Consider the following 18049-nt stretch of genomic DNA (forward strand, 5'->3'; position numbering starts at 1 on the left):
TGCGCAGGACGTTGCGTTTGTAATTCTGGATAGTGACGTGGTCGCCGTGCGCCGAGTCATGCAGCACGCCGGCAATGTACGGCCGGTCCGGGTTACCGTCCTCAAAGCCAATTGCCACCTCGGTGCCCGCCAGCAGCGGCAGGTGCAGGCCGTAAGTGTCCCCGGCATACGGGCGTGACTGGCGCACCCACAGGCTTTCGAATCCCGTCTCCCAGCTGTCACGATCAAACAGCATGTTGACGCGGTAGCGCCCGTCCTTATCGATATGGCCGTATGTGTCATTTTCAGTGGTACTGGTGACGCGGGCCGGCAGCGTACCGGCCATCACCGGACGTTCTCCCGGCTCGGGGCGGAAGCTGAAATCCGGGCTGTCCGGAATACCGTCAAAACGAAGGCTGAAGTCTTCATCCCGCCGCGCGTGGGTCTGCATCGCCGTGATGACCACGCCCTGCGCAAACACCTCCGCCACTTCATACCCGCCGGTGACTTTGAGCAGCATCCCCGGAGAGAGCGCCGGACTGCTGGTGATGGCCCGGGTCCGCGTCTGGCCGTTCAGGTAGCGCTCGTGCCGGATGCGGGCATAAAACGCCCCGGACTCGGGTGCCGGATTACGCTCATACGCGCTACCCGGCGTCAGATAATTGTCGGCATAGTGATACGCTTCTCCGTACGTGGTCGCGTCCCCCCGGGTGACGTCAACCAGCGTATTCATATCCTCTGTGGCCTGACGGTAGTTGTAGTCCCGGGTGCTGACCTGCTTCTGCACCACGTTGTGATGGCTCTCCATCCCCCACACCGAATCCACGCCATGCGAGTGCTGGCCTGACGGCGGCACCGACGGCAGGGTCAGGCCTTTCTCGTACCCCTGCTGGCTGTCGTAAAACTCCACCACGTCGATGTTCAGGCGCGTGTCGGTGGTGAAGCGGAACCAGATACCGACCTCACCCAGCAGGCGGGTGATGAAGTGCAGGTCATTCTCGCCGTACTGCATCACCTGCTCACGGCGCGGATACTCTTTAGTGAGCGAGAACAGAAAATCCTGGCCGCGCATACCGTGACGTTCGCGCAAGATTTTTTCCACGATTTGCGGGACCGACATGTCCTGGTAAATGGCGTTCTGGTGCGAGCGGTCAAGCAGCGCCAGTCGCGGCCGGAGCGTCAGGGCATAACGGGTTTCGTCTTTTGATGTGCCGAGGCGTTCAAAGCCGGTCACCACCCCCTGAAGGGTGCGCACGGCCTGCTGCACTCTGATGCCGTAACCCTGGTCTACCGGGGCCTGCAGCGTCAGGGAAGCCCCTTTCATCAGCATCATCTCTTTACTGATGGCGTGGTTACCGCTGGTGAATTCAATACGGTAGCGGAACGGTGTGCTCAGGGCTTCATCGCCTTCAAACGCCAGCACGTCGAGCGCGGACTCACAGCCTTTCACCGCCAGCAGGTGGTGGTTATGGCTGAACCTTAACGGAGGATTATTACTCATGCGTCCACTCCTTCCTGAACGTCAAATTCCAGGCCAATGCCCTCTTCTTCGCTCCAGCTCAGGTGTAACGACCGTGGTTTTTGTCTGTCGGCCATACGGGTCAGCAACTGCTGGCTCAGCACCGGCAGAATTTGTTGATTCAGCAGGCTGTCGATATTGCGCGCCCCGGTATCCGGCAGCAGGCAGGCGGCGGTCAGGGCGTCATACAGGCTCTCATTAATCTGCGTGGTCAGGCCGTAGTGGCGATGCAAGCGCTTGCTAACCTGTAACAGCTTCATTTCCACGATGGTACGCATGGCCGCTTCCGCCAGCGGACGGTAAATCACGGTCTGGAAGCGGGCCAGCAACGCGGGCTGGAAGTGGTCACGCAGGATCGGACGCAGCAGTTCGTGCAGATCGCCTTCGGTGGATTCAGGTTGTTCGTCCAGCAGCTGCATCAGGTGGTCGCTGCCGAGGTTGGAGGTCATCAGAATAACGGTGTTGCGGAAGTCGATTTCACGACCTTCACCGTCGCGCATAAAGCCACGGTCGAACACCTGGTAGAACAGGTTCATCACGTCGCGGTGCGCTTTTTCGACTTCATCGAGCAGCACCACGCTGTACGGTCGCTTACGCACGGCTTCGGTGAGAATACCGCCCTGACCGTAGCCAACGTAGCCCGGAGGGGAGCCCTTCAGCTGGGAAACAGTATGAGGCTCCTGGTACTCGGACAAGTTGATGGTAATCAGTGATTTTTCACCGCCGTACATCACGTCCGCCAGAGCCAGGGCGGTTTCGGTTTTCCCCACCCCACTCGGGCCCACCAGCAGAAATACGCCCTGCGGGCCATTCTCGGAGGTGAGACCCGTTTTTGCCGCACGCAGACGCTGGGCGATGGCCGCGAGCGCCACATCCTGCCCGACCACACGTTTGCCAATTTCATCTTCCAGGGTAAGCAGTTCGGTCTGCTCATCTTTCATCAGCGATGACAGCGGAACGCCTGTCCAGTCAGCAATCACATTGGCAACGGTGCGCACATCCACATCTAGCGAGAGCAGCGGGTTGCTGTGCTGCATGCCGTGCAGTTCCTGCTGCAGCGCGTGCGTCTCGCTCTGACGGGAGATGTCCTGGCGGCTTTCCAGCAGTTGTTCGGTGAGTTTCAGTTCCTGCCCGTATTGAGTTTCAAGCTCGTCGAGAGCAACGATAAGATCGTTCTCTTCCTGCTCAATGACGGTCAGGCGTTCACCATGGCTCTGATTGCCGACAGCAATATCCTCCAGCAGTGCCTGCTTCTCCATTTCAAGAGAGGTGATCTGCGAGCGAATGCAGGTCAGCTGCTCCGGCACGGTGTCGAGGCTCATGCGGACGCGCGCTGCGGCGGTGTCGAGCAGGTCAACCGCCTTGTCCGGCAGCTGGCGGCCCGTCAGATAGCGGCGAGAAAGCGTAACTGCCGCACGCACCGCATCATCGGTAATATGCACATTATGGTGCTCAGCGTAGCGGGATTTCAGGCCGCGCAGCATCAGGCAGGCAGTGTCGTCATCCGGCTCGTCCACTTTGACCATCTGGAAGCGGCGCTCCAGTGCGGCATCGCGTTCAAAGTACTGCTTGTACTCACTCCAGGTGGTGGCCGCAATGGTACGCAGTTCACCACGCGCCAGCGCTGGTTTTAGCAGGTTCGCTGCATCGGCGCCGCCCGCATGGTTGCCCGCGCCGATGATGGTATGCGCTTCATCAATAAACAGCAGGACCGGGGACGGTGATTGCTGCACCGCATCGATGATGTTTTTCAGCCGCTGTTCGAACTCCCCTTTCACGCCAGCACCGGCCTGCAGCAGGCCCAGGTCGAGGGTACGCAGAGTGACCGTTTTCAGGGATTCAGGCACATTACCCTCGGCAATACGCAATGCCAGACCTTCAACCAGTGCGGTTTTCCCCACGCCCGGCTCGCCGACCAGAATCGGGTTGTTTTTGCGGCGACGAGAAAGGATGTCCACCATCTGCCGGATTTCTGTGTCACGGCCAAACACAGGATCGATCTTCCCTTCCTTCGCTTTGGCGGTGACATCGAGGGTGAATTTGTCCAGCGCGTTCTGCAGTGCAGGACTCAGTTCCCCCTCTTCCATTTCCTCACCAGCCGGACGCCCGACAAACTCCACTTCACCGCCGTGGTTCTGTGCCAGCTCAGCTTCGCGCTGCATTTCCGGACGCTCATCCGATTGCGCATCCAGCAACGGTCTCAGGCGCTCCAGCTGGCTCTGGCCAAGCGTTAACAACGGCCAGAGGCCGTCACAACGAGCCAGTTTTGGTTTTTCCACCAGCGCCATCAGCAGATGGACGCTGCGAATGTGCTCTTCACCATTGAGTGAGGCCAGTAGCCAGGCTTGCTGCATCAGAGTCTGGATGTCTTCTGAGAGCTGGGGCCGATGGCGCACGGAGCGAGGTTGTTTATCCAGCCAGCCGAGCAGATCCTGCCAGATGCCATCCATATCCCACTCGTAGCGGCGTGCCAGCACAGTGAGATCCCCCTCGCCTTGCTCCAGCAGCTTCAGCAGCCAGTGCTCCGGCAGAATTTCGGCATGGGCACGGGTCTGGCAGAGCGATGCCGCCCCTTCCATCGCGCGGGCGCAGTAAGGGTTCAGACGACGTAACAGGATGGCTGGATTTTCCATGAGATTCTCTCTTTGTCGGTTCCTGGACACGCTACCGCCCCTCGCTGTTCACCAAAGCGCATAAGGTCAGGCAGGCAGGTTGTGTTTTCTTTGCTGAGCGCCCGCGTCTCAGGCGCTCAGCAAAAAACTGCGGGCAGGAAAAACCTGCCCGCATCAGGATTACGCGGTGGCGCGTTCGTTCCAGGAATCGGAATGAATGATGTTGCCGTCTTTGTAGGTCCAGGTGATTTTTTCGTAACGCAGCTCGATCTGCTCAAGGTGGTTATGCTTCTCGAAAGAAGGATCCTTGATGTCGTGCATTACCGGGTTCACTTTCACCACCTTGACGTTTTCAAGTTTGGTGTTGAAGTACTCCACTTCCTGGCCCGCATCGTTGATTTTGTACCACTTGAACTCAGCGGATTTCAGGGTCTGACCCGTGGTCACCGCCTTGTACAGGTACGGGCTGGAGGAGTCGATTTCCTTCGTGAACAGGAACGGCGTGTGGATACGGGTCCCGGTCAGCTTGCCGGTGTTGTTATCGGTCGGGATGTACAGGTTGTGCTGCTGTGCCACCACTTCGATGCTGCCTTCACGATCCTGAACGTCCACAGACCCTTTAATGTCCGCGCCGCCGTCGTCCTTCAGCCAAAGATAAACAGGAATTGCCATGTTAATTACTCCGTTTTATTTTCTGAGACGCCATCATCCTGCGATGACGCCGGGTGTTTGCCGGGTATCTGACAGGCATTGGCCTGCGGTACCAGACTGATTTCGACACGACGGTTGAGCGCCCGCCCTTCCGGAGTGTCGTTGGTTGCGGCAGGACGGCTTTCGCCATAGCCCTGTACCGCAAAACAGCTTTCCGGCACGTCGCCGGTGTCACGCATCCAGTTGCGTACCGCTTCGGCACGTTTCAGGGACAGCGTCTGGTTCAATTGTGGATTGCCGGTGTTATCGGTATGCCCTGACACAACAATCAGCCAGCCCGGTTTTGCTTTGATACCGACCAGGGAATTGACCAGCAGCTTCGTCGAACCGGGTTTAAGGTCGTATCTGCCGGTATCGAACAGCGACATGCTGTCGAGGCGCACAATTTTCGGTACTGGTTTGGGCTGCGGCTGAGGTTTGGGGGGCGGAGGAACATACGAACGGATAGCCTCCAGCACCGGCATCCTGAGTCGCTCCCCCTGATAAAGCCCCAGGCCTAATCGGGCCGGTACGCCGTTACGCGCCTGGTCATCCAGCAATGCCGCATCCTTGTGCAGGACGGCAACGGCGTCGGCTTTCGGACCGTAGTCATCCATAGAAATGCGATCGTAACGGACAATATCGAAGCTCACGCGATGCACTAGCTGGCGATTATTCCAGCCACTACACAGCAGCGCGGTAATAGCAGCCAGGGTGAAAATGCCAAGGACGCAGCGCCAGGTCCGGGCACGGGGAGTGAGTTCTCCCCCTTCCGGTAGCTGTGGCAGGATGAAATCCGGAAGTGGGGAGATCACCGTACTGTCCGTTCCCACCGGGTGCCAGCCAGACACCTGCTGCATGGCGGTATGACGCGACAACCACGCCGTCCAGGCCGATGACGCAAGGCTTCCGGCAAGAATCGGCCCCATTCCCCACATCATTGCTGCAGGTGCAATGGCCGGAACATCAGGATTATCATCGATGAATACCGCCTGGACATGCTGATAGAACCAACTCATCAGGCTATTCATCAGCACCTGCTGCTGCATCACAGGCGCACCGCCGGTGGTGACCCATGCGGCAATTGAACAAGGCGCATTCGACTCACGCCAGACAGTCCACCCTTCACCCGGAATAGCGGCCTGCCAGAGCATGTCATCCGTCATCGCACTGCCTATCTGACCATTCAGAATCAATGGCACAGAATGTCCCGTTTCTTTACGCAACTGACTAATTTGCCAGCGCAAAGCCAACAGACGACTTGTCAGGGCTTCGCTGTCGACGTGTTTCTGCGGACAGACACTGACCATCACCGACAGCTGACGCCCCCAGTCCGGGCGCTGCAACAGTACCTGACGGGCAACCTGCTCCAGATCCTGATGATCCTCAACGCGGATCCAGCATCCCTGCGTGACGGTCAGTACCGGTGACTGTTGCGGCCAGGTCAGAGGCATATCACCACAAACCAGCACCACAGGTTGACGGTAAGTGGTTTCAGGAAGGTCATCCAGACGCAGGCTGGCGTCATGCTCCGCACGAGGTCTGGCGATATACCAGAACGCGACGATAACCCCGATCATCGCCAGCAGAACGAGCACTGAAGCCAGCCGGGATAACGGCAAAAAAGCCAGGCATACCACAGCACTCAGCAGGGCGGCCCACAGCGCAAGCCCGCGCTGTTGTACAGGACTCATTTTATGACTCCCGGCAACAGGGTCAGCAGCATCTGATCGAGCCATTGATCCAGTCCCCACCAGAGCGCGGCAAGAACAATCACGCTCAGGCCGATACGAGCGGGCCATGACGCCAGCCAGCCTCCCGTCCCCCGTCCGGTGCGACTCTCTGCCAGAACAGGGTGAGTCTGCGGATAGCTGAACGGCGTAACACGTTCATTGAGGGCGCTGACCAGCTTCTGACGCTCAGGATCGCTTAGCGAGCGGTAACTACCCAGAAAACCGAGCATCATTACCCGCTGAAAGCAGGTCAGTACGGCATTGTCTGGTGCAGGTTCACGCAGCACATCGCGCATCCTGTCACACAAGGTGTCACCGGCATCCATCGTGCCGAGGAAGTGTCCCTGCAAAGGAATGTCATACCACTGCACACAGGCATCATCCTCTACACCGCGGCCTTTTACCGCTTCATCAAGCAATGCACATTGTGCAGTGAGGATATGCCTACAGCTGGCTTCATCGAGCTCACTCGCTTTTAGTTCACGCTGAACGCGCTCTACATCAGCGATACAGCGTTCCCATAAGACCCGACCTTCACCTTCCTGAAACAGCGGGCCATGGCGAAGGCTGATGACCTGAAGCCAGGTATCCTGCAGCAGTGCGTCAATATCAACAGGCACGGCAATGCCGCGTTTACGCTCACTCATGTTCTCAGTACCGCAAAGAGTTCAAGTTCAGGCTCACCAAGCATGCCCGGGACGTAAAACATGCATGTCCCGCTCTGGAGCATTTCGGCCGCCAAAGGATGCGAGAGGTCGAGACTGAAATACTGATTTTCCAGGCGCAGCGGAATGGCGGCTGGCACATGACGCAGCGGCATCAGCGGTACACCCACGCGGGATGAGTTGACGATCCCACGCACATGGTCAGGACTGCCCACCTTACACTGGCGCGGGAACTGTTCCTGCAACTGCGCCACCGGTATCGGCGACCGTACAGAAAGATAGTAATCCGCTCCTTCGCGCAGACGCGGGTCATGCAGGCGAGCCTGCCAGAAGTGCAGTCGTGGGTCATAGTCGAGCGTCAGAGCCACCACGCGGGACGGCAAACTGGCTTCAAGCAGATCGCTAAGTAAATCAAACAACGGCGGAAATACCGCGTTAAGTTGCTCATGATGCCAGACCGGAATGGCGTTCACCTGGTGCTCCAGAGAAAATGTCAGCAAGCTCCCCGCCAGGCGAGAAAGCTCCGGATACAGACGTTCCGGCGGGCTTTGCAGATTACGCTGGAACTGACCCAGTACGGGCTCAGCGCTATTCAGCGCGTTGAGCAGCCAGAACAGAGAGACATCAGCCACGGCAAAGTCAGCCATACGCTCATTGCTTTCGCGCCGCATTGCCATCAGACGACAGAGTCGAGCCCGTAGCTGGGTCATGAGCTGTTCCAGTTGGGTTACCAACCAGGGGCTGCCCTGAATGGTCAACAGAGGGGGGAGAAACGTCTCATCTAATTGCCATAACCCCTGCGAATCTTGCTGCAGGCGGGCGACCGGACAAGTCAGATAATCACTGTTGTTCTGATGGTCAAAACGCAGCGTCAGTTCCGGTTGCATCACCGCAATCTGACGGGTGTCTTCCCCAAATGCATTGCGCACATCCCGCCAGCGCTGGCGATAACGCACCGGGCGCTCGGCCACTTCATCGGGTTTAAGGCAGTTACCGCCATTCGCCCGCAGTAGCGGAAGCGCCAGCATCACCGTCACCTCCTGCGATTCACTTTCAAGCGACAACACAGGCGGCAGAGAATCTGCATTGTCTGTATCAATCAGCGTTCCGTCCTGAAAACGGACATGCAGATGACGGGCCTGGAGACATCCAAGCTTGAGAGATTCCGGTTCGAAAGTGGCGTCAATGACCCCCCAGGGTGAGATGAGTCCCAGCCGGGCAATACATTCGGCAGACCAGGCCGCATACGCGACCTGTTGCTGAAAATGCTGGGGAGAGACCATAATGCCCCTACCCCATAACGGTTGTTCCGTTTTCATCGGCTTCCTGCCTGTTTTTACGCTTTCGCTTTCGGCATCTGTGAAACAAGCGACAAATTGACGTCCATCCCTTCCACCTGGAAGTGCGGGATAGCGTACAATTTCACGCGGAAGAAGCCCGGGTTGTCCTCAATATCTTCCACCACTACTTTCGCGTCACGCAGTGGGTGAGACGCCTGAAGTTCATCGCCCGGATCGGTCATTTCGGTCACCAGACTGCGGACCCAGGTGTTCAGCTCCAGCTCCAGAAGTCGGCGATCCTTAGTGGTGCCAATGTTTTCGCGCTGAATCAGCTTCAGGTAGTGGGCGATACGCGACAGCAGGAAGATGTACGGAAGACGCGCATTGATGCGGCTGTTCGCCGTTGCATCTGCGGTGTCATAGAGCGCCGGTTTCTGCGTGGAGTTAGCCGAGAAGAAGCAGGCGTAGTCGCGGTTTTTGTAATAGGACAAAGGAATGAAGCCCAGATTCGCAAATTCGAATTCACGTGTTTCAGGAATCATCACTTCGCTCGGGATTTTTACCTGATTGCCGGTACCGAGATCGTACAGATGGATAGGCAGGTCCTGAACCGCACCACCAGCCTGTGGCCCACGGATCTGTACACACCAGCCATTATTGATAAAGCTGCGCACCATGTTGGACGCAAAAGCAAACGATGCGTTGGTCCACAGGTATTTGTCGTGATCCGGACCTTTGACTTCTTCGACATAATTGAAGCTACGAACCGGAACGGTATCCGGGCCATACGGCAAACGTCCCAGTACGCGGGGCATCACCAGACCGATGTAGCGCGCGTCGTCCGTATCGCGGAACGATTTCCACTTGATGTACTCGGCGCGGTCAAAATAGTTACCAATATCTTTAATCGCAGCAACGTCTTCCATTGAATCCTTGAGGAAGAATTTCGGGCCTGCCGAGCCGATAAATGGCATATGTGCCGCAGCAGAGACTTTAGAGATATTGCGCAGCAGAGCGACATCCTGCGCTGAAGCGTCGAACTCGTAAGCGGAAATCAGCGCCGCAATCGGCTCGCCGCCCGGGGTATCATATTCGTCGATGTAGGTGTGTTTATAAAGACCACTCTGGATCACCTCCGGACAGTCTTCAAAGTCCTGGCGCAGGTCTTCTTTAGACATACTCAGAAGCTCAATTTTCACGTTCTGGCGAAAATCGGTTTTATCCACCAGCGACTTCACCCCACGCCACAGGCTCTCAACCGCCTGAAATTCATCATGGTGCATTACAGCGTCCAGCTGGCGGCTGATCTGAAAATCGAGCTCAGCGATGTGGTGATCAATCAGGCTTTTATCCAGTTTTTCGACTTTCGAGCCTGCTTTGGTCAGACACTCCAGAAAGACCTGCATACCTGCAGTCAGACGTTCATCGGCGGTGGCATCCGACATCGCCTGCGCATCTTGCCAGATATCCAGCGCGCTCAGCTCAGAGACCGGGCTCAGATTGATTTTCTCAAACAGGGAAGCGTAAACCCCACCCGCTGCTGGGCGCTCCAGCACCACGCTTTCACCGCCAGTAATATTATTTTGTACAGACATGAGCATTCCTTGATTAATCCGTTAAAACAGCCTGATGGTTAGGATTTTTTTGACGCCAGTGCGGATAATTCATTTCGCAACTCAGCGCTAAGCGACTGGTCAAGAACGATTTTTTCCAGCTCTTTTCGGAAAGTCTGGTTGTCCAAAAGGTTGGCTTTCAAATCACGGAGCAAGTTGCGCATCGCCAGCATCGCCTTCAGTTGCGGTATCTGAGCAGCCACCTGCTCTGGCGTGAAATCTTTCATGCTCTGAAAAGTCAGCTGAATGTTGTCCTCACCGCCATCATCAGCCAGCGTATTTTTAACGGTCAGATTAACTTTTGGGGAATATTCGGAAAGAACGCTATCAAAATTGTTCTTCGTGATATTAACCTTTTCGCGCTCAAATATTGGCGCTGTGTCCTGCCCATTACTAAAATCACCCGCAACAAGCAATTTCAATGGTAATTCCATTTTCTTGCTTGCTCCGCCAGTATGCAGGTCAAGCTTTAGGTTAATACGTGCCTTAGGCACTTCATTCTGAAAACTGTCAGCCATCTCATCATCCCTCTTTGGTTTTGCTATGCCAACTTCACGGTATCGCGTTGATGCGCAATCATAGAATAATGATCGACACAAAATCAAATACGCAGATCATTAACCCGCAATGAGAAATTTCTTAAGAATTTTCTGCTAAACTATTATTGTGTAATGCCCTGCCAAGGCAGAAAAAGAAACTACTCTTTTCGCGCAAACCAAATATTTATATCGTTAAAAGGATCGCAACCAGTGAGATACTAATAAAAACAACTTATTTTGATTTGCATCACGACACTTTGTCAAAAAAGCATGAATTAACTGAAAGAAGCTATTGAGGAACGCAAAAAAAGAAGAAACGAAAAATTATGAAAAGTGAATATTTTATTGATAGCATGAATAATATATAAGATTTTTCCTTGTGAAAATTCTTATTTATTATATGTAGTAAAAAATTCATTTTCGGATACTTAACGAGTCGTCAATCATTAATACCGTGCTTGTTCGTGAATTGACTTTATCCTTGCACAGAGGCTTCTGCTCGCCGCCCAAGAAGGAGGGATGCTCTCAATGCGGCTGTTTATAAAATCTGTAAAATCAAACACCTCCTGGATCGTCGCTTTTTTAATCAAAAACGAGTAATAGCACATATCGTATAACGGTGTTACATTATACCGCCCACCCAACGTCAGCTATGGCCAGGTAACGCCGTAAAGATCGGTAAAGCCTGCAACCATGACCTTGTACTACGGTCTAATAGGCACGTGGTATCGCACTAAGCGTTACTTTCACCGGCTCTACATAGGTTTCTCTATTTTGTCTCAATCCAAATTTCAACGCGCGTTTTTACACCCGCGTTACTGGTTTACATGGTTTGGTCTTGGCGTTCTCTGGCTGCTGGTACAACTCCCCTACCCTGTGCTGCGTATGCTGGGGTCGAAACTGGGCAGCGCATCCCGCTATTTCCTGAAGCGTCGCGAATCTATCGCGCGTAAAAACATCGAGCTTTGCTTTCCTCAGTACAATGCTGAAGAGCGCGAAAAACTGATCTCTGAAAACTTTAAATCCATCGGCATGGCGCTGCTTGAAACCGGCATGGCCTGGTTCTGGCCGGATGAACGCGTCCGTAAATGGTTTGATGTAGAAGGACTGGACAACCTTAAACGCGCTCAGCTGCAAAAACGCGGCGTGATGGTTGTTGGCGTGCACTTTATGTCGCTGGAGCTTGGCGGGCGCGTGATGGGCCTTTGTCAGCCAATGATGGCAACCTACAGACCGCACAACAGTGCACTGATGGAGTGGGTTCAGACGCGAGGCCGCATGCGCTCCAATAAAGCGATGATCAGCCGTAACAACCTGCGCGGTATGGTTGGCGCCCTGAAGAAAGGTGAGGCCGTCTGGTTCGCTCCTGACCAGGATTACGGACGCAAAGGCAGCAGCTTTGCCCCCTTCTTTGCCGTGAAGGATGTAGCGACGACCAACGGGACTTTCGTCATTTCGCGTTTGTCAGGTGCCTCCATGCTGACCGTGACGATGGTGAGAAAAGCGGATAAGTCAGGCTACCGTCTGCACATCTCTCCGGAAATGGCTAACTATCCGGAAAACGAGTGTGAAGCGGCTGCGTTTATCAATAAGGTCATCGAAACTGAAATCATGCGCGCACCGGAGCAATATCTCTGGATGCATCGTCGTTTCAAAACGCGTCCTCTTGGCGAAGCCTCCCTCTATATTTAAGCCCTGCATGAAGGTTAGTTTCGCTAAGAAACTAGCCTTTTCAATCACCTGTCATCTCACTGCAAAACCGTCTTTGATGGCGTCGCCCAAAGTGAATTTATTGCGCTGTGAAATCAAACTGTCGCCGTTCCACGACACTCGTAAGTGGCGGAAATTATTTAAAAAAATCCCTCTTGTCACCCCTCATTTTTAAGCGTACATTAGCGCCGTCTGGCACCAGGAAAGCACAGAATTCTGAGCGGGAGTCATCGGCGTAACGGGAAAATTCTCATTTCTGTTTAGCCGGGATTTCAGTTCTCTATAATCAGTTGGACTCTGTTTTTAAATGCGTACCACAAGATACGCGGAGCGATGAAACGTGAAATATTTCTTTATGGGCATTTCGGTGATCGTTTTAGTCTGGGCCGGAACCTTTGCCCTGATGATCTAGTGAGAACATGCAGTCAAAAAACAGGAGCCATTTGGCTCCTGTTTTTTTGTCATGAGGACACGGGGTTTTCAGCAACGCTCTTTGCTGAGAGCAGGCCATCGGCCCGGAACATACTCTTGATGCCCCTCACCGCCTGACGAATACGGTCGCTGTTTTCGATTAAAGCAAAGCGCACGTGGGTGTCGCCATAATCACCAAAGCCGATGCCCGGGGACACACACACCTTCGCGTCCTGCAGCAGCTTTTTAGCAAACTCCAGCGATCCCATCGCTGCGTACGGTTCCGGAATTTTCGCCCAGACATACATGGACGCTTTCGGCATCTCCACCATCCAGCCAGCCTCATGTAACCCTTTAACGAGTACGTCGCGGCGACGTTTATACTGAGCAGCAATGTCGTGAACGCACTGCTGATCGCCCTCCAGAGCGGCAATAGCGGCAACCTGCAGCGGCGTGAAGGTACCGTAATCGTGGTAACTCTTGATACGCGCCAGTGCACTTACCAGCGTTTTGTTACCCACCATAAAGCCAATACGCCAGCCCGCCATGTTGTAGCTTTTCGACAGGGTAAAGAACTCCACCGCCACGTCACGCGCGCCCGGAACCTGCATTATCGACGGGGCTTTCCAGCCGTCATAGACGATATCGGCGTAGGCTAAATCATGAACCACCAGCACGTCATAACGCTTGGCCAGAGCGACAACTTTCTCGAAGAAATCCAGCTCCACGCACTGGGCCGTTGGGTTCGACGGGAAACCGAGGATCATCATCTTGGGTTTCGGGTAGCTTTCGCGAATGGCACGTTCCAGTTCGTTAAAGAAATCGACACCTTCCACCAGCGGAACAGAGCGAACCTGCGCCCCGGCAATCACCGCGCCGTAGATATGGATTGGGTAACTTGGATTGGGTACCAGCACCGTATCACCGTGATCCAGCGTGGCCAGCATCAGATGTGCCAGCCCTTCTTTCGAGCCGATGGTGACAATCGCCTCACTTTCAGGATCGATATCAACCTGATAACGATCCTGATACCAGCGCGAGATCGCGCGACGTAACCTGGGAATACCGCGCGAGGTTGAGTAGCCGTGCGTATCCGGGCGCTGGGCAACCGTGCAGAGCTTTTCAACGATATGCGGTGGCGTTGGGCCGTCAGGGTTACCCATGCTGAAATCGATAATATCTTCGCCGCGCCGACGCGCAGCCATCTTCAGTTCAGCAGTGATATTGAAAACATAAGGGGGGAGACGATCGATACGCGTAAAACGGCGTTCAGGACTGAATTCAGCCATAGATTCCTCAGATTAACGTTAGCGCCCGGACCGTCCGAGCGACGCTGCCACCGATGTGGCGTGCTTAGAAAATAACCTGAAAAAAATCACCCTGTCGAGAGGGAAATGAAAAAAAAGCGCCCCCGTGAAAACCGGAACACAGCAATGCCTGAAAATGGAAACAGGGTTCTGATATTGGCTTTCCGTTAGCCGTTATTTAACACAATGATATCAAAACAGTTACCTGGTGATTTGGGGCTGAGAAAAAATCGGGTAGCATCAATCCTCACCTGACAATCCCCTTTGTAAACTATGGTTTTTCCTCATTTGATAAACCCGACGGATAGCTGGTCAATACGCCCCAGGTTTTTTATCATGGTTCTTTCCCGTTTGCCCAGGTCTGCTCCGTGCACGAGATATTCACTATGCTGCTGGCGGTTTTTGACCGTGCGGCATTAATGCTGATTTGCCTGTTCTTCCTGATTCGCATTCGCCTGTTTCGCGAGCTTTTGCATAAATCCGCACACTCGCCGAAAGAGCTGCTGGCGGTTACCGCCATCTTTTCCCTGTTCGCACTGTTCAGCACCTGGTCCGGGGTGCCGGTAGAGGGTTCGCTGGTTAACGTGCGCATTATCGCCGTCATGTCCGGCGGAATTTTGTTTGGCCCGTGGGTGGGTGTCATCACCGGCGTGATTGCCGGGACCCATCGCTACTTGATTGATATCGGTGGCGTAACGGCAGTGCCATGCTTTATCACCAGCATTATCGCCGGGGTGCTTTCCGGCTGGATCGGCCGCAAGATCCCCAAAAAACAGCGCTGGCGCGCCGGGATTGCTGCGGGCATGGTGTGCGAAACGCTGACCATGATCCTTGTCGTCGTCTGGGCCCCCACCACCGCGCTGGGGCTGGATATCGTCTCGAAAATCGGTATTCCTATGATCCTGGGCAGCGTCTGCATCGGTTTTATCGTGCTGCTGGTACAGAGCGTTGAAGGGGAAAAAGAGGCCAGCGCCGCCCGTCAGGCCAAGCTGGCGCTGGATATTGCCAACAAAACGCTGCCGCTCTTTCGCCACGTTAACGCGGAGTCGCTGCGCCAGGTCTGCGAGATTATCCGCCACGACATTCACGCTGACGCCGTCGCCATCACCAATATCGACCACGTGCTGGCCTACGTAGGCGTTGGAGAACACAACTATCGCGACAGTGATGACACCATTAGTCCGACCACCAGACAGGCGATTAACTACGGAAAAATCATCATTAAAAACAATGATGAAGCTCACCGAACGCCGGAAATTCACTCGATGCTGGTGATCCCGCTATGGGAAAAAGGCGTTGTGACGGGCACGCTGAAAATTTATTACTGCCACGCGCATCAGATCACCTCCACGCTGCAGGAGATGGCCATTGGCCTGTCGCAGATTATCTCTACTCAGCTTGAGGTCTCCCGGGCAGAACAGCTGCGTGAGATGGCAAATAAGGCAGAGCTGCGCGCGCTGCAGAGCAAAATTAATCCCCATTTCCTGTTTAACGCGCTCAACGCTATCTCCTCTTCCATTCGTTTGAATCCGGACACCGCGCGCCAGCTGATTTTTAACCTGTCGCGCTATCTGCGCTACAACATCGAACTGAAAGATGACGAGCAGATAGACATTAAAAAAGAGCTTTATCAGATCAAAGACTATATCGCGATTGAACAGGCGCGCTTTGGCGACAAGCTCACGGTGATTTACGATATTGATGAAGAGGTCAACTGCATGATCCCGAGCCTGCTGATCCAGCCGCTGGTTGAAAACGCGATTGTTCACGGTATTCAGCCCTGTAAAGGCAAAGGGGTGGTCACCATCAGCATCACCGAAAGCGGCAATCGGGTGCGAATTGCGGTACGCGATACCGGCTACGGGATTGACCCAAAAGTCATTGAGCGCGTGGAGTCTAACGAGATGCCCGGGAATAAAATCGGGCTGCTGAACGTGCACCACAGAGTCAAGCTTCTCTACGGCGACGGGCTGCATATTCATCGTCTTGAACCAGGCACTGAAATCGCTTTTTACGTCCCGAATGAGCGCTCCCCTGTTCATGCGGCGACATCTTTATTACCTCAGGGTGAGTAATATGAAAGTCATCATCGTTGAAGATGAATTCCTGGCTCAACAGGAACTAACCTGGCTTATCAAAACCCACAGCCAGATGGAGATTGTGGGTACGTTTGATGATGGTCTGGACGTGCTGAAGTTTCTGCAGCATAACCGGGTTGACGCGATTTTTCTGGATATCAATATTCCCTCGCTGGACGGCGTGCTGCTGGCGCAAAATATCAATCAGTTTGCCCATAAGCCGTTTATTGTGTTCGTTACCGCATGGAAAGAGCATGCCGTAGAAGCCTTCGAGCTGGAGGCATTTGACTATATTCTGAAGCCTTACCAGGAGTCGCGAATTGTCAGCATGCTGCAAAAGCTGGAGGCCGCATGGCAGCAACAGAGCGCTCCGGCTACCGCCAGCCCGACGATACGGGAAAACGACACCATTAATCTGGTCAAAGATGAGCGCATCATCGTGACCCCGGTCAACGATATCTACTATGCCGAAGCGCACGAAAAGATGACGTTTGTCTATACGCGGCGGGAATCGTATGTCATGGCGATGAACATTACTGAATTCTGCAGCAAACTTCCGGCAGCCCACTTTTTCCGCTGCCACCGTTCGTTTTGCGTCAATTTAAATAAGATCCGCGAGATCGAACCGTGGTTTAACAACACCTATATTTTGCGCCTGAAGGATTTGGATTTTCAGGTGCCGGTGAGCCGCAGCAAAGTGAAAGAGTTCCGCCAGCTGATGCACCTGTAATGAAAGAGCCCTCTCCCGCGGGAGAGGGTAATGATACATCAGAGGATTTGACCGAGAACCTGACGCAGATGGGCACCCGAACCCAGCAGGCCTGGGTTATCATGCACGATGAGATAAACGGGAATGTCCTGTACGTAGCTTCTGAAACGCCCTTTATCTTCAAACCCACCGCGGAAACCGGAGGCTTTAAAGAAGTCGAGGAAGCGCGGCACGATCCCGCCCGCAATATAGACCCCGCCAAAGGTGCCCAGCGTCAGCGCCAGGTTGCCGCCGAACCGTCCCATAATGACGCAGAACAGCGAAAGAGCGCGACGGCAGTCGATGCAGCTGTCCGCCAGCGCGCGTTCAGTGACGTCTTTCGGCTGCAGGTTTTCCGGCAGACGACCGTCCGATTTCACAATCGCACGATACAGGTTCACCAGCCCCGGTCCTGACAGGACGCGCTCGGCGGAAACGTGGCCGATCTCCGCGCGCAACTCTTCGAGGATAATGCCCTCTTCTTCGCTGTTTGGCGCAAAGTCCACATGGCCGCCTTCACCTGGCAGGCTCACCCAGCGCTGAGCAACATGCACCAGGTGCGACACGCCCAGGCCGGTACCGGCCCCGTAAACCGCAATCGGCTTGCCCTCGACCGGTTCAGCGCCGCCAAACTGAATCAGGTGTTCCGGCTTCAGCATCGGGATCGCCATGGACACCGCGGTGAAGTCATTGATGATTTCCAGATGCGCAAAACCGAGATTCTTTTTCATCTCTGCGATGGAGAATGCCCAGGTATGGTTGGTCATTGCGACCCAGTCGCCGGTTATCGGACAGGCAATGGCGATGCAGCCATCGTCGACGCTTACCTGATGCTCGTCCAGATAGACGCGAACAACGGCCTCAAGACTTGGATAATCCAGCCCGGAATAGGTTTTCGCCCGGGAAATTTCACCGCTACTTACATCGCATAATGCGAGGCGCGCGTTCGTGCCGCCCACATCACCTACCAAAGCATACTTTGTCATTCTTCTACTGCTCCGCTAAAGTCAGAATAAATCTTTGGGACACTGTAAATTCAAGGCGTGATAACAACAACGACCGGAAGGTGAATGCCCATGGATTATCGATCTTCGTCACAGAATAACTTTACCGTTTTAGCACCTTTTGCACTATTGCCATAAGGCTTAATGTGCAAAGTAACGTC

14 protein-coding genes are annotated in these 18049 nt (G+C 54.4%); 4 read left to right on the top strand and 10 right to left on the bottom strand.

Translation table 11 applies throughout. The features are described from left to right. The 8 genes from vgrG to tssB form a co-directional block, all read right to left on the bottom strand. Nucleotides 1-1480 (bottom strand): type VI secretion system tip protein VgrG (gene vgrG / locus AC2FAJ_RS18175; RefSeq protein WP_485454386.1); only part of this gene is annotated, 1480 nt, incomplete at its 3' end. Next, complete coding sequence (gene tssH, locus AC2FAJ_RS18180; RefSeq protein ID WP_485454387.1) at nt 1477-4131, bottom strand: type VI secretion system ATPase TssH; 2655 nt, start codon at nt 4129-4131, stop codon at nt 1477-1479. The genes vgrG and tssH, both read right to left, overlap by 4 nt. Before the next feature lie 159 nt (nt 4132-4290). Then, nucleotides 4291-4782 carry a type VI secretion system effector Hcp gene (hcp, locus tag AC2FAJ_RS18185; RefSeq protein WP_028019678.1) on the bottom strand — a complete coding sequence of 164 codons (492 nt, stop codon included), beginning with the start codon at nt 4780-4782 and terminating at the stop codon, nt 4291-4293. 5 nt (nt 4783-4787) lie between these two features. Then, the gene (locus tag AC2FAJ_RS18190) at nt 4788-6494 is read right to left on the bottom strand and encodes an OmpA family protein (protein WP_485454388.1); all 1707 of its coding nucleotides are present in this window, start codon (nt 6492-6494) and stop codon (nt 4788-4790) included. Continuing rightward, complete coding sequence (gene tssL, locus AC2FAJ_RS18195; RefSeq protein ID WP_041908837.1) at nt 6491-7180, bottom strand: type VI secretion system protein TssL, short form; 690 nt, start codon at nt 7178-7180, stop codon at nt 6491-6493. The genes AC2FAJ_RS18190 and tssL overlap by 4 nt, the downstream gene beginning before the upstream one ends. Further along, on the bottom strand, nt 7177-8517 hold the full coding sequence (tssK, locus tag AC2FAJ_RS18200) for a type VI secretion system baseplate subunit TssK (RefSeq protein ID WP_060573457.1): 1341 nt from the start codon (nt 8515-8517) through the stop codon (nt 7177-7179). The genes tssL and tssK overlap by 4 nt, the downstream gene beginning before the upstream one ends. 17 nt (nt 8518-8534) lie before the next feature. Further along, nucleotides 8535-10079: a type VI secretion system contractile sheath large subunit gene (tssC, locus tag AC2FAJ_RS18205; protein ID WP_041908836.1), complete on the bottom strand. Its 1545-nt coding sequence runs from the start codon at nt 10077-10079 to the stop codon at nt 8535-8537. A gap of 32 nt (nt 10080-10111) precedes the next feature. After that, entirely contained in the window at nt 10112-10609 is a 498-nt protein-coding gene (gene tssB / locus AC2FAJ_RS18210; RefSeq protein WP_041908834.1) for a type VI secretion system contractile sheath small subunit, read from the bottom strand. Between the two features lie 792 nt (nt 10610-11401). On the opposite strand from tssB, the gene lpxP reads away from it, so the two are divergent. After that, nucleotides 11402-12322, top strand: a complete 921-nt coding sequence (gene lpxP, locus AC2FAJ_RS18215) for a kdo(2)-lipid IV(A) palmitoleoyltransferase (protein WP_028013977.1) — start codon at nt 11402-11404, stop codon at nt 12320-12322. Between the two features lie 358 nt (nt 12323-12680). Next, nucleotides 12681-12752 (top strand): membrane protein YpdK, encoded by a 72-nt coding sequence (gene ypdK, locus AC2FAJ_RS18220; RefSeq protein ID WP_099458937.1) that lies wholly within the window; start codon nt 12681-12683, stop codon nt 12750-12752. A 49-nt stretch (nt 12753-12801) separates the two neighbouring features. On the opposite strand, the gene alaC is transcribed toward ypdK, so the two are convergent. Next, the gene (alaC, locus tag AC2FAJ_RS18225) at nt 12802-14040 is read right to left on the bottom strand and encodes an alanine transaminase (RefSeq protein ID WP_028013978.1); all 1239 of its coding nucleotides are present in this window, start codon (nt 14038-14040) and stop codon (nt 12802-12804) included. A 386-nt stretch (nt 14041-14426) separates the two neighbouring features. Here alaC and AC2FAJ_RS18230 point away from each other — a divergent pair, with 386 nt between their 5' ends. Together AC2FAJ_RS18230 and AC2FAJ_RS18235 are read left to right on the top strand one after the other, a co-directional pair. Then, on the top strand, nt 14427-16133 hold the full coding sequence (locus AC2FAJ_RS18230; RefSeq protein ID WP_485454389.1) for a LytS/YhcK type 5TM receptor domain-containing protein: 1707 nt from the start codon (nt 14427-14429) through the stop codon (nt 16131-16133). 1 nt (nt 16134) lies between these two features. Next, nucleotides 16135-16866, top strand: a complete 732-nt coding sequence (locus AC2FAJ_RS18235; RefSeq protein ID WP_028013980.1) for a LytR/AlgR family response regulator transcription factor — start codon at nt 16135-16137, stop codon at nt 16864-16866. A gap of 38 nt (nt 16867-16904) precedes the next feature. On the opposite strand, the gene glk is transcribed toward AC2FAJ_RS18235, so the two are convergent. Continuing rightward, the gene (glk, locus tag AC2FAJ_RS18240; protein WP_041908828.1) at nt 16905-17870 is read right to left on the bottom strand and encodes a glucokinase; all 966 of its coding nucleotides are present in this window, start codon (nt 17868-17870) and stop codon (nt 16905-16907) included. Between the last annotated feature and the right edge of the window lie 179 nt (nt 17871-18049).

This window comes from Enterobacter cloacae complex sp. 385G4, assembly GCF_057320665.1.